The 3,919-nt window shown below is 46.5% G+C and carries 3 protein-coding genes; 2 read left to right on the top strand and 1 reads right to left on the bottom strand.

Translation table 11 applies throughout. The features are described from left to right. Positions 1-38 precede the first annotated feature (38 nt). Both AC1DP6_RS16010 and AC1DP6_RS16005 read left to right on the top strand, forming a co-directional pair. Positions 39-1,040: a PorP/SprF family type IX secretion system membrane protein gene (locus AC1DP6_RS16010; protein ID WP_477055726.1), complete on the top strand. Its 1,002-nt coding sequence runs from the start codon at positions 39-41 to the stop codon at positions 1,038-1,040. 51 nt (positions 1,041-1,091) lie between these two features. After that, positions 1,092-2,867: an OmpA family protein gene (locus AC1DP6_RS16005; protein WP_477055725.1), complete on the top strand. Its 1,776-nt coding sequence runs from the start codon at positions 1,092-1,094 to the stop codon at positions 2,865-2,867. A gap of 119 nt (positions 2,868-2,986) precedes the next feature. Here the strand turns inward: AC1DP6_RS16005 and AC1DP6_RS16000 are convergent, their stop codons facing one another. After that, on the bottom strand, positions 2,987-3,916 hold the full coding sequence (locus AC1DP6_RS16000; protein WP_477055724.1) for a DUF5007 domain-containing protein: 930 nt from the start codon (positions 3,914-3,916) through the stop codon (positions 2,987-2,989). Between the last annotated feature and the right edge of the window lie 3 nt (positions 3,917-3,919).

Genomic DNA, 3,919 nt, shown 5'->3' with positions numbered 1-3,919 from the left:
AAGACAACAATATTATCTGCTACAAAAAACGTGTAAAGATGCAAACAGTACTCAGAGCAGGAATAATGGTCTTGCTGCTGGCAACAGGTATGCGCGGAATGGCGCAACAGAACATACAGTTCAGCCAATACGTGTTCAACGGGTTAAGTATTAACCCAGCCTATGCAGGCTATAAGGAAGACTTGTACGTGAATACCGTTTACCGCCATCAGTGGGCTGGATTTCCCGGCGCACCCCGCACAGGGGGAGTGTCGATAGATGGCGTAACTCCTGCCAGTGAAAACAAGGTGGGATTGGGGCTGCAAATGTTGTTTGATAAACTGGGTCCGCAGGATGCTTTGTCACTCTATGGTTCTTATTCGTACCGGATCCCGCTGGATGATGAAGGCACGCGCCGGCTATGCTTCGGCATAGGAGGAGGGGTTACCCAGTACTCCATTGATGGCTCGGCACTGCAATACACGGATAATGACGATTCCGCGATACCTCTGGGTAAAAAGAGTGTGTGGGTGCCGGATGCCCGCTTCGGGATTTACTACTACACTTCCCGCTTTTACGCAGGCGCTTCTGTTATGGACCTCTTTTCTCTTTATACAGATGCTTCGCGTTACAGCTGGAAAGGGAATAACTATTCTACCATTTGCAAAACACAGCACCTGTATATTACTGCGGGTGCTATGTTTCCGCTGGGAGAGAAGTTGCAACTGAAGCCTTCTATCCTTATCAAGGAAGATTTTAAGGGACCCACTAACGTAGACATTAATGCCTTTCTGCTGATCGGTGAAAAGCTGTGGGCGGGCGCTTCCTATCGTACAGGTGTGGGGGTATGGAACAAAACCAACCTGCAGAAGGATCTGAGTGAACTGGATGCAGCCAGTGTGATGGTGGAATTTTACGCGACAGAAAAGTTGCGTATCGGGTATTCCTATGACCTGAGCATTAATAAAATGGCGGGTTATCAGGGAGGATCACATGAAATATCACTAGGCTTTTTAATTCCTTCGAAAAATTTCGCAGTAAAGAACCCCAGGTATTTTTAACCCTTAGTTACTACCCGTATGATACGTTGCACTTTAATTATTATTCCGCTGATGTTTTTGAGGGCCTTCAGCCTGTTCAGCCAGGAGCAGAAAAGCCTGTCGCAATTAGCTAACGCAGCTTATGCAAGGCAGCAGTATGCAGCCGCAGGAGCGCTCTATAACAGGATTGCCCGCAATAAGGGGGATAAGATGCCCGTGGATCAGCTGATGAAAATGGCCCATAGCTACCACGAGATCGGTTACTATAAGGAAGCCTCGGATATATACCAGGAGATCACCAGCCGTACTGACTGTCCGGCGTCCGCTTATTTTGCTTATGGAGAAGTGCTTCGGCAGCTGGAACAGTATGATGCGGCAAAGCAGCAATATATGTTGTTTGCGACGTCTGATGCAGACAGTCTTAAATTAAAAGAGATCGCCCTGCAAAGTTGCGACAGTGCCGTTGTATGGGGTAAACAGGTGCCCCCTGTACAATTAAAACCCGTTAAAGAGCTGAATACACCTAACTCGGACCTGGTAAGTGGAGTAGTAAAGAAAGGTTTGCTGCTGATGTCAAACGGATACCGCTCGATGGCGCTTAATGGTGGCTCACAGTCAAAGCCACCTATCGACAAACGCACTGAACTACCTTATTATAAAGCATATGTTTATCAGCAATACTCAGGCGACAATTCCAACACCTACCTGGAAGAACTGGCGCCGGCATTGCTGGGCAAATATGATTATCATATCGGCCCGGTATGTCTCAGCAGCGCAGAAGATACCCTCTATGCCACTATCAACATACAGGGCAGGGATGTACCTGTCACAGGCAAAGGTATCGTGAATGGTGTCCGCCAGCTGCAGATCTACCAGTCTATAAAAAAGAATGGCAAATGGGAGCCCCCCGTATTAATGACTGGCATTAATGTACCAGGATACTCGTCCAGTCATGCAGTGCTCAGTTTCGGCGGCGACGTACTGTATTTTGTATCTGACCGCCCGGGTGGGTTAGGTCAGACAGATCTCTGGTATTCAGAAAAACAGGCAGATGGTACCTGGGGAACGCCGATCAACTGTGGTAATCAGGTAAACACGGTGGCTTCAGAAACCTTCCCCACTGTTAATGAAGAAGGCATTCTTTACTTCTCCAGCAGAGGTTATGCAGGGATGGGTGGTTATGACATCTACCGTGTAAAAGGGGCGAAGTCCAGCTGGGAAATACCGCAGAATATGAAAGTGCCGTTTAACTCCGCCGCCGATGATTTAGGGCTGATACTGAAACGTAATGGCTATGAAGGTTATGTAGCATCCAACAGGCAGGGCGGCATGGGCAAAGATGATATCTATTATTTCTCTGATCCCGATTACTTTAACAGGGTTGACCGCAATAGGAATCCGGCGCTGGAAACAGACCATACCATACCAGCTGTAGCAGGCGGACAACCAGGTTTGGTGGAGAAAAAACATACTGCAGAAGAAGAAACAGATAAACAACAACTGGAAGAACTTAAGTTCTTATATGATTATAACAGCGCATCACTGCTTACCGCATCCCGCAGGATACTGGACCAGGTGGCAGCGGTGCTGAAACGTCACCCCAACTGGAAGATCGTGATTGCTTCCTTTGCAGATAACCGCGGTTCTGATCAATATAATACTGATTTGTCAGCATTACGTTGTTATGCAGTAATAGATTACCTCGTTAATAAAGGCATCGATCCGAAACGTCTCTATTATAGCAATAAAGGGGAGGAGAGTCCTGTGAACGGCTGCAAGGACGGTGTGCCGTGCAAGGAAGACGAATATAAGCAGAACAGGCGTTCCGAACTGAAAGTAAAATGGTAAGCGCCGACGCGATGACGGTGCACGATTAATGCTGGATGGGGATTCAGTTATAAAACAAGAGGCTGACCAAAGTAAAATCTGGTCAGCCTCTTAACAATTATGAAAGTAACAGCAGATCGTTAATTATACTTCAACTGAATCGTCACTTTCCAGATACCTTCTTTAAGAATAGACATGTCAAACCAGTAGTTGAAATAGCCACCGTTGATGTCTCCGTTATTATACATATCGATCCTCAGCACCTGTCCGGAAACGAAGGGTAGTGGGAAACCGGCTATTTCCAGCTCCAGGTGATCGGGGAATTCAGTGTACTTGGTAGGATTATTCAAACCGAGGTTATGCCAATCCTTTAAGTCCGGTACGTCCGGGTTACTTGAATAATCATATCCGAGTAACGTTTTCGGATCAACGGCAGTGCCGTCTTTTTTCAGTACGTATACCAGTATTTTATTGCCGGTGTTGGTCTGTCTGTCAAAGGTTACATCAAGACCTGTTATTTTGCCGTCCAGACCAGAGAGCCGGTAAGTATAAGGCAATGCGTAGCTAACGTCTATGGTCAGTGCCGATTTAATAAGACGTTCTCCGCCACTGTTTTTCACTCTTACGTCAATGATATACTTGCCTTTGGTAAATATGGTGGTATCAGTAGCCTCCGGGTAGATGACAATATTTCCATTCGCAGGGTTGATATCAACGGCGGGGCGATTCACCTTAGTGCGCTTCTTGTCTAACTCCTGTACGGTTTTCTCTTTTCCTGTATACTCTGCTTGCCAGAAGTAGGTATCTACCTTATAGGCCATTAACTTATCAGCAATTTTTCCATCTTCATAGTGAATGGCATCAATGGTGAACTCCAGCGGTTTGGTAGATTCATCTGCCACCATAGCACCGGATTGGATAAGGGAGGCACCTACTGCTATCTTAATGGAAGGATTGGTATACTTGAGTGCCGGGCTTAGAAAGCCGTCGCTATTGTCCTTCTTACAGGAGATCGTTAGTAACGTGATAGCCAGCCACAACAGGCATTGTATGTTTAATGATTTTTTCATGAT

This window comes from Chitinophaga sp. 01L420 (genome assembly GCF_056399985.1).
This window is presented reverse-complemented; position numbering and strand designations above follow the sequence as displayed.

Excerpts from the sequence above, each read along its gene's own strand:
- AC1DP6_RS16005 (WP_477055725.1), top strand. The coding sequence starts at position 1,092 with ATGTTTTTGAGGGCCTTCAGCCTGTTCAGCCAGGAGCAGAAAAGCCTG.
- AC1DP6_RS16000 (WP_477055724.1), bottom strand. The coding sequence starts at position 3,916 with ATGAAAAAATCATTAAACATACAATGCCTGTTGTGGCTGGCTATCACG.
- AC1DP6_RS16010 (WP_477055726.1), top strand. The coding sequence starts at position 39 with ATGCAAACAGTACTCAGAGCAGGAATAATGGTCTTGCTGCTGGCAACA.